Here is a 16,069-nt window from a genome sequence, read left to right on the forward strand (position 1 = left end):
GGATGATTTATAGTATTTTTTTGAAAAGAGTAATGACTTCTTCCTTCGTTGGAATAAAAGGGTTACCCGGTGCACAAGCGTCCTTCATGGAGTTCTCTGCTAAAAGATCAAGATCGACCTCATCTACTCCAAGTTCGGATAGTTTAGATGGAATGCCTACTTCTTTAGACAACGCCTTGATCGACTCAATTACGAAGTCCGCGCATTCCTTATCAGTTTGACTCTCAACGTTTAACCCCATCGCTTTAGCAATAGCCCTGAATTTCTCAGGCACATATTTGGCATTCTGTTCTTCCACATATGGGAGTAGCATTGCGTTACATACGCCATGTGGCAGATCATATACACCGCCAAGCTGATGCGCCATCGCGTGCACATAACCAAGCCCTGCATTATTGAAAGCAAGTCCGCCTAGGAAAATCGCATACACCATTTGCTCACGAGCCTCAATATCATGGCCATCCTTAACAGTACGAGTCAAGTTTGCGAAAATAAGCTCCACAGCTGCAAGCGCGGTAGCATCAGTTACCGGATAAGCTCCAGGCGTCACCAGTGCCTCAATCGCATGGGTCAAAGCATCCATTCCTGTTGCTGCCGTAAGCGCAGATGGTTTATCTACCATAAGCTCTGGATCGTTAACCGAGATGGTAGCAATGCTGTTCTTATCCACCATCACCATCTTCACTTTACGTTCTTCGTCTGTGATTACATAGTTAATGGTGACTTCAGCTGAAGTGCCTGCGGTGGTATTCACAGCAACGATCGGTAGCGATTTATGCCTCGACTTGTGTACGCCCTCATATTCTTTGATATGTCCGCCATTCGTAGCAATGATACCAATGGCTTTAGCAGTATCCTGAGGCGACCCACCACCGATGGAAATCAGAGAATCACAATTCTGCGCTTTGAGATAATCTACGCCATCGTGGACATTTTTACAGGTCGGATTGGGCTTCACTTCATCATAAATGGCATATTCAATTCCCGCATCGTCCAATACCGCCAACAATTTACCAGCAATACCGCTCTTCATAAGAAATTTGTCTGTAACTACAAGTGCCTTCTTCAAACTAAGTTCTTGAATGTAAGGACCAATCTCCTGTAAGCATCCCTTGCCCATAATATTGATCGATGGAACATAATACACATGCGTGCTCATTGCTTGACCAGCCTCCTAATGAGTTCAATAATCGTTGTATTCCGTCTGCTGCGCCTCAGGCTGGCCTCTGAATAGCAGCTAGGCCGGCCTTACATCACACTAACTAGATTAATCTCAAGGGAATTATTTCCTTCTTCATCGTATGCTCCTAAATCTTTGTTGTCAACATTTTAAATATTATTAATGTTGTTTTTGTTTGTTTTATATCTGTTTTGTGAATATTATTGGAAAGTACAGAGGTTTTTAAGTTGTTTTTATTGCAAAACACAGATATTAAGCGCTATGATTGTAAAATATAGCTTTGGAAAGGTGATTCCTATGCTTGCAGCCGAAAGACGCAAAAAAATAATAGATCTCGTCCATCAAGATAAACGAGTTCTAGTCTCCGATCTAAGTAAAATGTTTGAGGTCACTGAAGAGACGATACGCAGAGATTTGGAAAAGCTAGAGAAGGATGGCATCCTTAGTCGTACCTATGGCGGTGCTATGCTGAATCGCCATACGAATGAGGATCTGCCTTTTGTTACACGTAATGCCTTGAATACAGATATTAAACGGGGAATCGCCTTGAAGGCGCTCGATTTAATCAATGATGGAGATACATTAATGGTAGATCCAAGCTCTACAGCCTTTGAGTTTCTAAAATTGCTGGGAAACAAAAACAATCTAACCATCATCACAAATTCTATTAATATTTTGCATGAGTTCTCGAATTCAGGGATGGATATCATCTCTACTGGCGGTTCACTTCGTTACCGATCGTTGTCGCTGGTGGGACCGGTAGCCCATGACACCATTCAAAGATACAATGTGGATACAGCGGTAATCAGTTGCAAAGGAATGGATATGGAACGAGGCATCACAGATTCCAACGAACCGGAGTGTGAGCTCAAGAAGTACATGCTACGACAAGCCAATAAGGTCATACTCCTGGCGGATCACACCAAATTCGATAAAACTGCTTTTACAAAGCTGGTTGAGCTTGGCCATATTGATTTCTTGATCACTGACCGTAAGCCATCTGAAGCTTGGCTAAAACGTCTGAACGAGGACAATATTGAGGTTCTCTATTAACAGTGGTAATAACATACTGAGCCTAATTTAAAAAAATGCCGTTCCCCAGTAAGTATAGGTGACGGCATTTGTTGTATTTTTCATCCTTATCTTTCCGTAGAAACCTGAGAAATTGATATTACATCTATGGAAGAATGAATATGATCTGATTGCTTTACTTGTGTAGAAGCCTTCTTCCTACAAATATAAACAAGCGCTGGCGGGAAATTTAACAGCACCCATTTAACGCTCACAATATCAAAATGCTGCATTAATTCCTTCTTCATTTGAGGAAAATATTCAAAAGTGATGAACCAGCCGCCCTCTTTTAAAGAAGATATGATTTGCTCAATGTAAAGCGTCCGATCTGAGGCTGAGAAATTCCTAAAAGACAAACTGCTTACAATGCAATCTAACTTCTCCAACCTTCTATTATGAAGCGCAAGCCTTAGCCGCAGGCAATCGTTAAAAAAAATACGGTCAGGGAATTTAAGTCTTAGTTGATGACGAAAATCAGGATCCGTCTCAAACAGGAGCACATTCATCCCGGTCTCTTCCCCGCTTGGAATAAATCTTGTGATGGCTCCAGTACCAGCACCCAGCTCAGCTATATTATGCATTTGTTGCCACGGAATGATGTCGAGCATCGTTTTTGCCAGCCAGCGCGAACTGGGAGTAACGCTTCCTAGTTGTCGGGGCGCATGCAGAAATTTATACAGAAAATGAAGTCTTTCTCGAATTCCGCTTCGCATGTCAACTCCCCCTTATCGTAATTTCCCCATCTAACTCTAAAATATGTTGAAAAGATTAAAGTCGTACTCGATCTATTCTCTCCATTTATTAATTTTTGCAAAACAAAAGCCCAAATTTCACCGCAGAACGAATTGCGAGGAAATTCGGGCTAATGATTAACATTAATTACTTTGTTTCAACGGCATGTCCACCAAATTCATTCCGAAGTGCAGCCACTACTTTACCCGTGAAGGTATCGGTCTCTAGTGAACGGTAGCGCATTAATAACGCCATCGCGATCACTGGTGTTGCAGCTTGCAGATCAAATGCAGTTTCGAGCGTCCATCTGCCTTCTCCGGAGGAGTGCATAATCCCTTTGATCTCATCCAATTTAGCATCTTTCGAGAACGCACGTTCAACCAGTTCCATCAGCCAAGAACGGATGACAGAACCATGGTTCCACACCCGAGCGACTTCCTCAAAGTTATAATCAAACTCACTCTTTTCGAGCACCTCAAAGCCTTCACCGATGGCAGCCATCATGCCGTATTCGATACCGTTATGCACCATTTTTAGAAAATGGCCACTACCAGCTTTGCCGGCATATAAAAAGCCGCTTTCCACAGCTGTATCACGGAAGATGGGCTCAACAACCTCCCAAGCTTCAGGATCTCCACCAACCATGTAACAAGCGCCGTTACGCGCTCCTTCCATCCCTCCGGATGTACCTGCGTCCATAAAGCTGATTCCATGTTCCTTCAATTGCTCATATCGGCGAATGGATTCCTTATAATGTGAATTGCCCGCTTCAATAACGATATCTCCTTTTGATAACAAAGGTGTGATCTCAGCAATGACAGAGTCCACAACCTGATGTGGAACCATAATCCAAATGATTCTAGGCGTTTCCAATTGTTGTACCAACTCAGGGAGCGTTACTGCTCCACTGGCACCTTTAGCTTTCATTTCCTCTACAGCAGGTGCATTCAAATCAAATGCAACAACCTCATGTCCATGATCCAGCAAATTCTGGCCCAAATTGAAGCCCATTTTTCCTAATCCAACTAATCCTACTTTCATGTAATTCCCCTCCGATATATAGATTCTTATGATGTAATTTCTCCAAAATTGGTAAAAAAAACAGGCAGGGGCTTACGCCCCTGGCCGTATAGATTCCTCTGTTGCTGCAACTTCTGCCTGAGCAGAGAGAACTTCTGTCTCCTGATCTGCCTCATCGAACCACCAGCGATCTTCACCCAATAGCTCCATAGCCGCATCTGGACCATATGAACCTGAAGCATAAGTGTGAAGTGGCATAAGCCCCTCTTCCATCGCTTCCTGGATAGGTGTAACCCACTGCCATGACAGTTCTACTTCTCTCCAGTGAGCGAAGAAGGTAGCATCTCCACGAAGTGCATCGAAGATTAGATTCTCGTAGGCTTCTGGAACATCTGAGGTACCCGCTTCATAAGTAGCGCGGACAGGCTCAAGCTTTCCTTTTTGCAGCTGATCTTTCGTGTTAAGTTGTAGCGTTATAGCTTCATTCGGTCCAATCTCGATAATCAGTAAATTCGGTACGTCATTTCCTTTGTTCAAGTTATTACTATCATTAAACGGTTCTTTAAACTCAATGACAATACGTGTGGATTTCTCCTTCATTCTCTTACCTGTACGAACATAGAAAGGTACATCATTCCAGAGCGGATCATCTATAAATAAACGCGCTGCGATAAACGTCTCATTTTGCGAGGATTGGTTAATTCCTGGCTCATTCAAATAACCTGCAACAGGGTTCCCTTTGATTTCACCTTCTGTATATTGTCCACGGACAACATGTTTATTAACCTCATCTTTGCTAATTGGAATGAGATGCTCCATGACGTATATTTTCTTCCCACGGATTTCTTCAGGTGTACTGCCTTTAGGAAGCTGCATCGCCATCATCATCATCAACTGCAGCATATGGTTCTGGAACATATCACGAAGTGCGCCAGCTTTATCGTAATAGCCTGCCCGTTCTTCAACGCCTACAGTCTCACTCGCTGTAATTTGAACATTCGCGATATATCTATTTTTCCACAGCGCTCTTAGCACTGGATTAGAATACTTCAGAACTTCCAAATTCTGCACCATCGGTTTACCTAGGAAGTGGTCAATCCGGAAGATTTCTTCTTCAGTAAATACGGCATTCAAGCTATCATTCAGCTCTCTTGCTGATTTCAAATCTGTGCCAAAAGGCTTCTCAATAATCAGACGCTTCCAGCCTTTCGTGGAACCCAGACCACTTGAGTGAATATTAGCTGCGATTTCCTTGAAGAACTCAGGACCCACAGACAAATAGAACATCCGATTCTCCGGAATATTGAACAACTGCTCGCGACGTTTAACATGCTCCAACAGCTTGGAGTAATCTTCGGTATTCCCTACGTCTAGTACGCTATATTCAAAAGCCTCCAAGAACACCTGCAATTGCGGTGAGTCAACGGCTGGTTGTCTAGAAAAAGTCTGTAAGGATTGCAGTACTTGCTTACGGAAGGCTTCGTTCGAAACTTCTCTTCTTCCTAATCCAATCACAGAAAGAGGACCTGAAATTTGACCATCTAAAAAGAGGTTATATAGTGCAGGATAGATTTTACGTTTTGCCAAATCTCCTGTAGCGCCGAATAGCACAAATGTTGATGATTCCACTTTCATTCCTCCTGTTGTTATATATTATTTATATACTTACTTTTAATTACTAACATACTCAGTAGAATCAATCATACGACTGATATTTTCATACGTCAACCTCATTTCGACATTTACGAAAAGTTATTATTTTCACAAAGCTATGAATTGGTAATTATGATTAATGTCACAAAGAAAATAGTATTGGATCATTCGCATTAAATTACTCGGATATTCACGTTGATTAAAGAAAAATCTCAATCCCAGTGCGGCTTTAGCCAATTTCGATCCACCCCCTCCGATTAGAAAATCATCACACCAGCCACTTTGTAACAAGAATAAAATTTCCAGTCGCCACCTTTACTCGTGCTCGCTCGTATCTTCAAACTAACTTCAAGTAATTGATCATTTTGAAAAGGACTACGTTCATAAAATATTACAAATCGATCTTGCTTTTAATCTCAACTTAGATTTTTAAGCATAAAAAAGGTCATCTTCGAGGAAGATTATCAGAGTACGCTTCGGAGAAATGATAAGAGCTATACAGTCCGATTTCTCTCAAAAATCCGCCGACTATATCCAATAGCTGCAATACAGTCCTTTACGTCAACTCGCGCTGATCTCCTTGGTTGAATCGGACTCAGAAGTCCTTAATTCTTTGGTTGCTACCAACTCATGTTGGACGGTTACCTCCTTGTTCACCCTGCCTCTTGTTTAAGGCCTGTATTTTAAGTGTTATAATTAAAGAACGCATGAATTTCCATTCAGTTTACGAAAGGAAGGAGATTTTTTCATGAATATGAAGCAATGGGATCGAATTCGGACGGGACAGGGATTTATAGCTGCCTTGGACCAGAGTGGTGGAAGTACACCTAAAGCGCTGCTGCAATATGGCATTAAAGAGGACAGCTACTCCAATGAAGATCAAATGTATGCAATGGTTCACGAGATGCGAACGCGCATTATCAAGAGCCCTGCATTTGATTCGAAGTATATACTGGGTGCAATCTTATTTGAGAACACAATGGACCGTCTCATCGACGGAAAATATACTGCTGATTATCTGTGGGAGGAAAAAGGCATTGTCCCATTTCTGAAAATAGATAAAGGACTTGCCGAGCCAGAAAACGGGGTACAGCTCATGAAGCCAATTCCCGGCTTAAATGATCTTCTGAAGCGGGCCAACGAACGGAATATCTTTGGAACGAAAATGCGCTCGGTGATTAAAGAAGCCAATCCTTCCGGCATCAAAAAAGTGGTTGAACAGCAGTTTGAAGTCGGCAAGCAAATTTTAGAAGCGGGACTGGTTCCGATTATCGAGCCTGAGGTTGATATCCATTCTGCTGATAAAACAGCGTCGGAAAAGCTGTTAAAAGAAGAACTTTCAGCTCAATTGTCTAAGCTGGGCCAAGACGTAAAGGTCATGCTTAAGCTCTCCATACCCACGGAGAATAACTTCTACCGCGAGTTAATGGACGATCCTCATGTTTTAAGAATTGTCGCTTTGTCCGGCGGTTACACTCAAGCTGAGGCCAACGATAAACTCGCCCATAATCAAGGATTAATCGCCAGCTTCTCACGTGCTTTATCTCAAGGATTAAGTTCAGGGCAGTCAGACGAAGAGTTTAACGCACTCCTCTCCAAATCCGTAGAAGCGATTTATGCTGCCTCTATTCAATAAGCAGCTCTTCCCCTCGTGAAGACGTAAGACATAAAAAGGGCTGTTTCCCTGACAGGTTATTACCTGCCGGGAAACAGCCCTTTTTTTTAATTTGGATTAACTTTTTTTAAGGGTATTGCTCGCAAACAGTTAGTTGCCGCTTCTGCTTAAGTCACAGGAAAATAAAATGAACCGCCTAATTACTGATTACATTATTTTATCTCACGCAAAAAAAGGGCTCACCACGCCTACACCCGAGGTAAAGCCCTACATTCACTAACTTTTAGGTCATCTTAAGTCGAAACTACTAGTATTAAAGCGATGAAAGCTGGAAGACCTTGCATAAACAAAATAGATTTTTTCACTGTTAGTGCACCATAAATCGCCGCCACTATAACAGTGCAGAGGAAAAAGATTTCAACTTGGTGGCCGATATTCACATTTGGATGAACCAGTCCCCAAATTAAACCAGCAGCTAAAAATCCATTATACAACCCTTGATTCGCTGCTAGAGTTTTAGAAGCATCCGCAACTTCCTGCGTCATTCCAAAAACTCGAAGCCCTTTGGGCTTTGACCAAGCGAACATTTCCAGATAGACAATATAAATATGTATTAACGCAACGAGACCGACCATGATATTACCTGCTATGATCATTTGATTAACTCCTCTTATTTTAATTTGTGTACAATTTAATTGTATCACATATTGATTAAAAGTTGTACATTCCATCATCATTTTCATATTAAAGCCGCTCAAATCCCCTTCTTAGTAATCAACAAAAGAATGCGGAAATCAAGCTACTGATTTATTAAGTTTTTATAGTCCTATTCGTTTGGTTCACTAATAGAATCTTAACTATAATTAAATGTACGAGACGAAGAACGTCCCGATTCATTCCTTTTTGAATGGATCGGGACGTTCTTTTGTTGATTAAGGGGGAATGATTAAAGATGAACTTCGAAACGGCGCATGCTTCATTTATTCAATACCATTTACAAAAAAGATCAGGGGAACGCAAAGTTCGCTTGGAACGTGGACATCGGGAAGCGGAGAAGCTATTTTGCCGTAACGTTTGGTGGTCTCTTCGATTGAATTTTGACGATCTACATCCAGAATTCGAAGTGCTCGATTAGCGGGGTCAATCCTATTTCTGTGACTTTGCATACATCACTCGGTATGTGAAGCTAGTCATCGAAATCAAAGGGTTTGGTCCACATGTTCGAGATATGGATAGAAATAAATACTGTAATGAATTGAACAGAGAAACCTTCTTATCTGCAATGGGATTTCAAGTTATTTCATTTGCATACGACGACGTCGCTAGTCGTCCCGAGATTTGCATGACACTGTTGCGAATGCTGCTTAGCCGATATCAGTCAGAATCTTCTCCAGTTAGTCTGGAGAGTGTGGCGGAACGGGAAATCATCCGACTTGCCTATACGCTTGCTCGCCCATTACGCCCAATTGATGTAGAGATTCATTTAAATATCAATCATCGATCAGCCGTTCGAATGCTGCATTCCCTCTGCACCAAAGGGGTGCTCTCACCTGTAACCGGACCAGAAGGGAAATATGTTGTAAAGTATGAACTCCAGCCCAACGCGATGAACCGCTTGTAGAAATCCTGCAATTTTACATCTTTTAAGTCCTTTATTCATCCACGGAGGAGTTTTCCTGCATAAATATAGTTTTTCACTAATTTTAAGATAACCAAGGTTAATTTAGAGTCATATTCCTGTATATTTGCAGCAATATCCTTAACCAACACCTAATTAACTGATAAATACTGCACTTTTGCAGTTTTTAAGTCGAGTTCAGCTTTAAGATTTTGAATTCTGGATTCTGGGCTTCTGTTTATGTAATCTAACATGGCGACCTGCCTCCCGATAGAATTACTCAATTCATTTTTATTGTATCGCTTTCATAACCCTTAAAGTAATAATGGAATAAAAAATGTTTGTATTTTGTCATCTTGGAGGGCCTATGAAGCAGCTATTCGAACCCGTTGTTTTTGAAGAACATAAGACCTTAGTTTGGGATTACAAAATATATACAGACGACTATTACAAAGGTTATTATCACTGGCATCAATGATGTGAAATCATGTTCGTGCATGGCGGTCAAGGAAATGTTGTTGTCAATCAGCTGATGTACGATATCCGCAGGGGCATGTTATTCTTTTTCCAGCCCTATCAGCTGCACCGGATCTATTCTGAGGTCTCTCCCGCTTGTCCTTTTGAAAGATCCATCTTCTATATTGATCCACATGTTGCGGAGAACCTGCTAGTGGGCTTTTCGAAAAGAAAAGCTTTATTCACAACACTTTGGCGAGGGGAAAATACGCATTGCGCTATTAATCTTGAAGATCGTGTTGAGATTGTGGAGTGGACTCTGGAGCAATATGATCACAATAAAAAAAGCAATCCAAGCGAAAATACCGAAGACATTTCGATGTTAATCCTTCAATTATTGAGCAGTATCAAGACTGGAGATCAGCAGATATTCCAATCAGGAGAACGGCGGACCTTGAGCTATTCTGAAAAAATCATGAGCTTACGGGTGACGAAGATGCCCAGCGTAGGGGGATTGAAGCGGCGAATTTCCTCGCTGCCCGCTATAATCCTGTAGGCAAATTCATCCGCGCATGGAATGAAGATAAATATGGCTGGGCAATTATCGACTGCATGTTGAATATCTCTCTACTGTTCTGGGCGAGCAAAGTAACTGGTGATCCACGGTATAAGCATATTGCTATTAGCCATGCAGAGACGACGATGCAATATGGTATTCGCGAGGATGGATCAACCAAACATATTCTATCTTTCGATGCGGAGACCGGGGCATATATTGAGAATTTTGGCGGTCAAGGTTATTCAGCTGAATCCTCATGGAGCCGTGGAACGGCTGGGGGCTGTACGGCTTCATCAATACCTATCGCCACAGTGGAGATGAACGGTTCTTGAACACCGCTAAGCGGATTGCCCATTATTTCATCTCGGCTTTACCTGAGGATCAAGTTCCTTATTGGGATTTCCGTCTAGCGGATGACGAACGGATGTTCAAAGATAGCTCTGCGGCATCTATCGCCGCTTCAGGTTTGTTAGAGCTTGCAGCGATCGTACCTGTAGGCGAAAAAAGTCTCTACGCTAATGCAGCGGAGCGAATTCTCCGCTCACTGACCGAAAATTACGCGACATGGGAGCAGCCAGAGCATGAAGCGATTTTATTGCATGGAACGGGCAGCGGCACTTCCTTTATCGATGTATCGCTAATCTATGGAGACTACTATTATATTGAAGCTGTAGCTAAATTGAACGGTTGGAAACATAGGATTTTCTAACAGATAAACGATTAATTTAAAATAACAAAAAGAAGCCTCTCTTTTTTAAACGGAAAATCAATGCACCATTTAAAAAGAGAAGCTTCTTTATACGCCTTTAAGTTACTTCTCCATGAGTACAGCGGCCCCTTCCAGCAACATCAAGCCACTGAGTTGAATGCTCAGTTGAACCGGAAGCTCCGGTTTCAATTCCCACGATGGACTACAAAGACCCAGCTGTTTATCCAGACCTCGTTCACATAACTGCTGAGCATTGGCCATGATTACCTCACGAATCCTGCTAGCCTCAGGAACCTCTCCACAAAGTTGAACCAGATAACGAATCAGAATCCCTTTGAATAATCCAGTATCATCGATGCCTTCATCAGGCAACATCATATTCATCGGATCGCATAGACGATCAATACATGTATTAGCAGTTCGATTCGCATCTTCTAAGTAATGGACATCCCCCGTATTCTTATACAGCTCTAAGCCCGCACCTAGAAACACTCCCTGACAATAAGTAAATTCCCAATCGAAATCAATCTGGCCATCCCCGAGTCTGTTCATTCCATCCCACACAAAACCAGTCGCAGGATCCACTAAATATGTTTTGTTCCATTCATAGATACGGAGTGCCCACTCCAGATCCTCCTGCTTTTGAAAAAGTTCATATAACCTAGCTGCTAGAATGACGGCTGGTGCATTGGCAGGTGTGTTTTTATAATCTAGCTGATCCTTCTTCCAGGCCAAACCGCCTCCAAAATGTTCATTCCAAGCTGATTTTATATCCTCCCATAGATCTAGCACAGCGTCTAAGTAGGCTTCATAACCAGTTGCCCGATAAGCTCGTAGCAGCGCCAATGCCGTCCATTCCATATCATCATAGTAATTATGCCTGAAAGTCCCACCGTTATAAGCTTGGAGATGTTCACTCAATTCCTTGATTCTCAGTGAATATGCAGGATCTCCGCTACGCTCGTAGCCATCCACTAGAATATCAATGACATGAGCCTGCCACCAGTAATAAAAATTCTCACCTGGAACGTTATACTCTCTGGGATACCATTGATTCATGATCCCCGTCTCCGCATTATAATAATTACGTTCTAGACATTGTTGGAACCACTCCGACCTTTCCTGCCAGTTAAGCGCTTCTAGGGCTTCTTTAGCTTGTGTCATAAAAAGTTCACCTCAAATCTGATCCTTAGTTAATTCAGCCATCTTCTCCAATAACTTCATTGCACTAAGTTGGGAGCTGAGCTGAATTACACCAGTAGATGACAAAGTCCAATCTGTGCCAAACAAAGCTTCGTCCTCTGACTTTCCTTGCTCCCAGAGAGATTCAGCATTCCTACGTAGAAAATCGACAGCTTCAACAGCTGCGACATCAGCTTTGACCCATTCTGCCGTATACCGAATCAGGATTCCTTTGAACAATCCAGCATCTCCATTTCCTTCGTCTGGAAGTACACCGCCCTTAGCCTCAGCAAGCTCATGAGCAGCAGCGGAAAAAGTTAATCGAGCATCCTCCAAATAGGATGGGTCCTTAGTGATACGATAGAGTTCTACAGCTGCGCCAATATAGATACCTTGGTTATAGGAGTATCTCCAATCCTTATCGATCTGGCCATTGCCCGTGCGATTCATGCCATCCCATACAAAACCCGTCGTCGGGTCTACCAGATGCTCTTTTTGCCATCTATAAATTTTTAGCGCCCATTCTAGATTCTCAGCTTCACCGAAGGCTTGATACAAACGAGCCGCCAGTATAGCTGCTGGGGCATTGGCAGGTGTATTTTTATAATCCAACTGTGACTTCTGCCAAGCGATCCCACCACCCATATGCTCGTTCCAGCCTGTCTGAATGTCTTCCCATAAAAGAAGGGCTGTATCTTTATAAACTTCCTCTCCTGTTGCTTGATAGGCACGGAGCCACGCGAGAGCCATCCATTCCATATCATCATACAACTCGTTGGGCCACACTCCCCCATTTCGTCGCAAAAGACCTTCATGAAGCGCGGAAAGCCGTTCGGCATACCATTCCTCTCTAGTTCGCTGTAATCCATCTACCAATACATCCACAGCATGAGCCATCCACCAATAATGAAAAATGGTATTACATTCTCCGTTTGGACAAGGCGTTTCTATATTGTACATTTTGATCGCGTCATTCCAGAATAATGAATCCAGCGCAGCTTGTGCTTGATTCGCCCGTTCCTCCCAAATCCCGATCTCCAATTGGTTCATATAAACTCTCTCCCTGATTCGATTTTTATTGAATTAACCTTTTATGCCACTGAATGCAATCCCCTGCACAAAATAACGTTGAAGTGCCAGAAAGAGCACCAATATCGGCAGAATCGCAACAAGCGCACCAGCCATCATTGGACCGTAATCCGTTTGGAAATTATAGGAGAAGGCTTGAAGTCCCATCTGGATCGTTGCTTTATCCGGGTCATTTAGTACAATCATGGGCCATAGGAAGCTGTTCCAGCCCGCTTGAAAAGTAAAGATGCTTAAAGTCGCCAGCGCTGGTTTGGTCAGCGGCAAATAAATGCGCCAAAATATCTTAAACTCTCCACAGCCTTCGATCCGGGCCATTTCCATCATGTCACTAGGCAGGGTAAGAAAGAATTGCCGCATAAAGAACACAGCAAAAGTTCCAGAAGCTCCCGGAAGAATAATCCCCCAGAAGGAGTTCATCAACCCGTTCCCCCCACTGCCAAAAATATCGTTACCTCCGAAAAATGGAATATGACGCATGACATAAACTGTAGGGATCATCGTCACTATGCCCGGTATCATCATCGCCGCTAGCAGCACGCGGAATATTGGCTTATTGAGCTTAAAATTCAACTTTGCGAATGCGTAGCCGCTGATCGAACCAAAAAACAGATTCGCCAGTACACCCGCTACAGCAAGCACAAGTGAATTCCAGAAAAAGAGGGCAAATGGAACCGTTGTAAACGCCTTACGATAATGCTCTAAGGTCAAATGTGAAGGAAACCACCGAATGGGCATGGCGAATATCTCTTCGTCAGGCTTCAAAGATGTAAGAACACTCCAATAGAAAGGTAGAAACATTACGATTGCAATAACAATGCACACTATATAATAAATAGATTTACTTAAGCTTCTTTTTAATAACGAACTTCCACTAGTATCCATACCTCTATCCCCTTTCTGCATGACAAGCCCGGCTTATACAATGGACTCCTCCGCCTTTGTGATCCGCATGTTTATAAGTGAGAATATGAGAATCGCCACAGCAAGCACAAAAGCTTGTGCAGACGCATACCCCATTTGCAATTGATTAAAGCCCTGTTGATAGATCAGATAAACCGGAGTCTTCGTCATATTCGCTGGACCACCCTGCGTCAGTACAAAAGCTTGGTCGAACAACTGTAACGCACCAATGATTGCCATCGTGCTGACTAGAAAGGTCGTAGGACGTAACTGCGGCCAAGTAATATACCGGAAACAATCCAGTTTATTGGCACCGTCCAGCCTTGCGGATTCATACAAATAGTCAGGCACACCTTGCAGACCTGCCAAGTAGATAATCATATTAGAACCTACCGACTGCCAGAGGGTAAGCATAATAATGGACAACATCGCCGTTCGGGTCTCGGATAACCAAGCTGGACCTGTAATCCCAACATAGGACAACAATCCGTTAACCAAACCAAATTCAGGATGCAAAAGCCAGATCCAAACGGTAGCAGCAGCAACGGCGGATGTAAGAGTTGGCAGATAATTCAGAGTGCGGAACAGCTTCACCCCACGCCAGCTTCGACTAAGTAGAATCGCGAGGAGCAGCGAAATCAGGATATTTAGCGGAACGAAAATGATCGAATAAAAAAATACATTTCGGAATGTTTTCCATAACAAACTGTCCTCTATCAAACGGCGATAGTTATCAAAACCGATCCAATCATTTCTACTAAGTACATCGTAATTGGTAAAGCTTAAATACAGCGCCATTACCACGGGGATGACCGTGAATACTGTAAACAGCAACACCGTCGGTGTGATAAACAAATAAGCCGTCCGCGCCTGATGTTTCTCTAGCTTTCTGATGGAAGCCATTTCAGCTACCCCCTCCTAAGCAAAAGGGAGGCAAGACCTCCCCCTTACTTCAAATGTCTTACTTATTACTTCACTACCTCATTATCCTTTAGCATTTTGTCGCCTTCTTCTTGTGATTTCTTCAAGGTTTCGTCAATACTCAGCTTGTTCTGCTGGTTTAGCTGCAAATTAGGTGCCAACGCGTCGGTTTCCATCACGGAATAACCAGGGTGGTTTGGACGAACCTTAGCGAACTCCAGTGTTTCTAGAAACGGCTGCCACTTGGGATCATCTCTGAAGAATGGATCTTCCATAGACGGCTTATAGCCAGGCAGATTCAGACTGGTCTTGGCCCAGAGCAATGCGTTATCCTTGTTCGCTGTCCACCATTTAATGAACTCCCACGCCTCTTCCTTATGTTTGGAGCCTTCTGGAATCACCAGACCAAATCCGCCCATAACACTGCCTTTATCCCCGTTTGGTCCAGCTGGAGGGGGAACGATTCCATAATCTAGATCTTTACCGTATTTGTTATAAGTGCTGAGCATCCACGGACCGGAATACAACATAGCAACTTTGCCTGTGACAAAAGCATCTTGCCCTTCCCCAAGTCCAAGCTCAAACCCTACTTTATACACCTTATCTTTGTTCATCAGGCGATCCCAGAACTCTAGCACCTGTTTTCCTTTATCATTATTAAAATTGGTCTTTCCATCCTCCGTAAGCATGGTACCGCCAGCCTGTTGAAGATACATATTAAAAAGCCCCAAATCCCCCATTGAAAAACCTGCAATTTCCAATTTATTGCCGTTCCATTTGGTGAGCTTCGCAGCAGCCGTCTCTAGCTCATCCCATGTTGTTGGAGGCTGAAGTCCTGCATCTGCGAGCAGCTTCTTATTATAGAAAAGAGCGCGGGCATCTACGGTAAGCGGCAGCCCATATAATTTGTCATCGTATGAAAGCTCACGAAGGGATTCGCTGTAGAAGTCATCTTTGGAGATCCCGTCACGCGTTAAGTATTCGTCAACCGGATGCAGGACGTTTTTTGGAGCATACAATGAAGTTCTCCAGCGATCCCAAAACAGCACATCAGGAGTGCCGCCATTGGTTGCGGAAGTCAGGAACTTCGTGATCATATCTTGCTGCAGCACATACTTTACATGAATCTTATCCTGCGATTTATTAAAGGCATCAACCATGGTCTCAAATTGCTTCTGCCCCTCACCGCCCCAATCCCCCCAGAAGGTAAGCTCCGTCTTTTTTCCATCACCGCTCCCTGATTTACTTGCAGTTCCGGACTCTTTACCGGTAGACACATTACTGCCACCGCAGCCCGTAGCAAGTGAAGCTGTCATAACCAAAGCAAGTGTGGTAACCAGCCATTTTTTCATGTTCTCTATCCC

The 16,069-nt window shown here is 43.1% G+C and carries 16 protein-coding genes and 1 pseudogene; 7 read left to right on the top strand and 10 right to left on the bottom strand.

Annotated features, from left to right (window positions below; genetic code table 11):
- Positions 1–7 precede the first annotated feature (7 nt).
- Positions 8–1,159 (bottom strand): iron-containing alcohol dehydrogenase, encoded by a 1,152-nt coding sequence (locus tag MKY19_RS17080; protein ID WP_339265185.1) that lies wholly within the window; start codon positions 1,157–1,159, stop codon positions 8–10.
- Positions 1,160–1,477: 318 nt separating this feature from the next.
- Between MKY19_RS17080 and MKY19_RS17085 the strand changes: the two genes are divergently transcribed.
- Complete coding sequence (locus tag MKY19_RS17085) at positions 1,478–2,233, top strand: DeoR/GlpR family DNA-binding transcription regulator (protein ID WP_042194054.1); 756 nt, start codon at positions 1,478–1,480, stop codon at positions 2,231–2,233.
- An 86-nt stretch (positions 2,234–2,319) separates the two neighbouring features.
- On the opposite strand, the gene MKY19_RS17090 is transcribed toward MKY19_RS17085, so the two are convergent.
- The 3 genes from MKY19_RS17090 to zwf form a co-directional block, all read right to left on the bottom strand.
- Positions 2,320–2,964, bottom strand: a complete 645-nt coding sequence (locus MKY19_RS17090; protein WP_231573286.1) for a phospholipid methyltransferase — start codon at positions 2,962–2,964, stop codon at positions 2,320–2,322.
- 166 nt (positions 2,965–3,130) lie between these two features.
- Positions 3,131–4,024, bottom strand: a complete 894-nt coding sequence (gene gnd, locus MKY19_RS17095; RefSeq protein ID WP_042188983.1) for a phosphogluconate dehydrogenase (NAD(+)-dependent, decarboxylating) — start codon at positions 4,022–4,024, stop codon at positions 3,131–3,133.
- Between the two features lie 72 nt (positions 4,025–4,096).
- Positions 4,097–5,632: a glucose-6-phosphate dehydrogenase gene (gene zwf, locus MKY19_RS17100; protein WP_339796281.1), complete on the bottom strand. Its 1,536-nt coding sequence runs from the start codon at positions 5,630–5,632 to the stop codon at positions 4,097–4,099.
- Positions 5,633–6,404: 772 nt separating this feature from the next.
- Between zwf and MKY19_RS17105 the strand changes: the two genes are divergently transcribed.
- Entirely contained in the window at positions 6,405–7,292 is an 888-nt protein-coding gene (locus MKY19_RS17105) for a fructose bisphosphate aldolase (RefSeq protein ID WP_339265193.1), read from the top strand.
- 272 nt (positions 7,293–7,564) lie between these two features.
- Here the strand turns inward: MKY19_RS17105 and MKY19_RS17110 are convergent, their stop codons facing one another.
- On the bottom strand, positions 7,565–7,927 hold the full coding sequence (locus MKY19_RS17110) for a DUF1304 domain-containing protein (RefSeq protein WP_339796284.1): 363 nt from the start codon (positions 7,925–7,927) through the stop codon (positions 7,565–7,567).
- A 296-nt stretch (positions 7,928–8,223) separates the two neighbouring features.
- Here MKY19_RS17110 and MKY19_RS17115 point away from each other — a divergent pair, with 296 nt between their 5' ends.
- The 5 genes and pseudogenes from MKY19_RS17115 to MKY19_RS17135 all read left to right on the top strand — a co-directional run bounded on the left by MKY19_RS17115 (position 8,224) and on the right by MKY19_RS17135 (position 10,613).
- The gene (locus MKY19_RS17115) at positions 8,224–8,406 is read left to right on the top strand and encodes a hypothetical protein (protein WP_339265195.1); all 183 of its coding nucleotides are present in this window, start codon (positions 8,224–8,226) and stop codon (positions 8,404–8,406) included.
- A 21-nt stretch (positions 8,407–8,427) separates the two neighbouring features.
- Positions 8,428–8,892, top strand: a pseudogene (locus tag MKY19_RS17120) (hypothetical protein); the annotation flags it as partial.
- Positions 8,893–9,376: 484 nt separating this feature from the next.
- A complete protein-coding gene (locus MKY19_RS17125; RefSeq protein ID WP_339265197.1) occupies positions 9,377–9,901 on the top strand; it encodes an AraC family ligand binding domain-containing protein in 525 nt (174 codons plus the stop codon).
- Positions 9,902–9,957: 56 nt separating this feature from the next.
- Positions 9,958–10,236, top strand: a complete 279-nt coding sequence (locus MKY19_RS17130) for a hypothetical protein (protein ID WP_339265199.1) — start codon at positions 9,958–9,960, stop codon at positions 10,234–10,236.
- Positions 10,233–10,613, top strand: a complete 381-nt coding sequence (locus MKY19_RS17135; RefSeq protein ID WP_339265201.1) for a hypothetical protein — start codon at positions 10,233–10,235, stop codon at positions 10,611–10,613. Before MKY19_RS17130 ends, MKY19_RS17135 begins: the two co-directional genes overlap by 4 nt.
- 102 nt (positions 10,614–10,715) lie before the next feature.
- Here MKY19_RS17135 and MKY19_RS17140 read toward each other — a convergent pair whose 3' ends face one another.
- The 5 genes from MKY19_RS17140 to MKY19_RS17160 all read right to left on the bottom strand — a co-directional run bounded on the left by MKY19_RS17140 (position 10,716) and on the right by MKY19_RS17160 (position 16,057).
- On the bottom strand, positions 10,716–11,777 hold the full coding sequence (locus tag MKY19_RS17140) for a glycoside hydrolase family 76 protein (protein ID WP_339265203.1): 1,062 nt from the start codon (positions 11,775–11,777) through the stop codon (positions 10,716–10,718).
- A gap of 12 nt (positions 11,778–11,789) precedes the next feature.
- On the bottom strand, positions 11,790–12,845 hold the full coding sequence (locus MKY19_RS17145) for a glycoside hydrolase family 76 protein (protein ID WP_339265205.1): 1,056 nt from the start codon (positions 12,843–12,845) through the stop codon (positions 11,790–11,792).
- A 33-nt stretch (positions 12,846–12,878) separates the two neighbouring features.
- Positions 12,879–13,766, bottom strand: a complete 888-nt coding sequence (locus tag MKY19_RS17150) for a carbohydrate ABC transporter permease (protein WP_076118832.1) — start codon at positions 13,764–13,766, stop codon at positions 12,879–12,881.
- 33 nt (positions 13,767–13,799) lie between these two features.
- Positions 13,800–14,687, bottom strand: coding sequence for a sugar ABC transporter permease (locus tag MKY19_RS17155; RefSeq protein WP_042188999.1), 888 nt, complete (start codon positions 14,685–14,687; stop codon positions 13,800–13,802).
- A gap of 65 nt (positions 14,688–14,752) precedes the next feature.
- On the bottom strand, positions 14,753–16,057 hold the full coding sequence (locus tag MKY19_RS17160) for an ABC transporter substrate-binding protein (RefSeq protein WP_339796291.1): 1,305 nt from the start codon (positions 16,055–16,057) through the stop codon (positions 14,753–14,755).
- Positions 16,058–16,069 lie beyond the last annotated feature (12 nt).

The sequence above is a fragment of the Paenibacillus sp. FSL R5-0744 genome (genome assembly GCF_037972555.1).
GTDB lineage: Bacteria > Bacillota > Bacilli > Paenibacillales > Paenibacillaceae > Paenibacillus_AQ.